At 46.5% G+C, this 551-nt stretch carries 2 tRNA genes and 1 rRNA gene; all 3 read left to right on the top strand.

Annotated elements, in window-relative coordinates:
* Positions 1 to 100: ribosomal RNA gene (rrf, locus tag FNY66_RS15375) — 5S ribosomal RNA — on the top strand; the annotation flags it as partial.
* Between the two features lie 5 nt (positions 101 to 105).
* Positions 106 to 179, top strand: a tRNA-Ile gene (locus FNY66_RS15370).
* Between the two features lie 83 nt (positions 180 to 262).
* Positions 263 to 335: transfer RNA gene (locus FNY66_RS15365), tRNA-Ala, on the top strand.
* Positions 336 to 551: the final 216 nt, after the last annotated feature.

The raw sequence follows: 551 nt of genomic DNA, 5'->3' as shown, positions 1-551 counted from the left end.
GGGGGCAACACCCGTTCCCATCCCGAACACGATGGTTAAGACCCAGACGGCCGATGGTACTGCACTGGAGACGGTGTGGGAGAGTAGGTGGCCGCCAAATCAAATGGGCTTATAGCTCAGCCGGTTAGAGCGCACGCCTGATAAGCGTGAGGTCGGTGGTTCGAGTCCACTTAAGCCCATTTACCCAGACGGGTAAGCCTTACAGATAAAAGAGGTAAGGCCCACTTAAGCCCATTTACCTGAAAAGGTATTAACTAAATATGGGGGATTAGCTCAGTTGGGAGAGCGCCTGCCTTGCAAGCAGGAGGTCACGAGTTCGACTCTCGTATTCTCCACTCGGTTTCGCAAGAAACCGTATGTACCTTGAAAACTGCATACAGAGAAAATCAATGATATAAGATCTTATATATCTTATACAAGACATCCGAGGTAATGTTATTTAACAACATTAGCAATACAGTCTGAAGAAAACAGACTCAAATAAAATTGGCCTATTACCAACGCATGTAACGCTATACATGTGTGGATGGAAGTTCATTCCCGTGAACTGA

Source organism: Mediterraneibacter catenae, from assembly GCF_008691045.1.
Classification (GTDB): domain Bacteria; phylum Bacillota; class Clostridia; order Lachnospirales; family Lachnospiraceae; genus Mediterraneibacter; species Mediterraneibacter ornithocaccae.
Note: the sequence above shows the minus strand (reverse complement) of the source record. Positions and strands in the feature narration are given on the sequence as shown.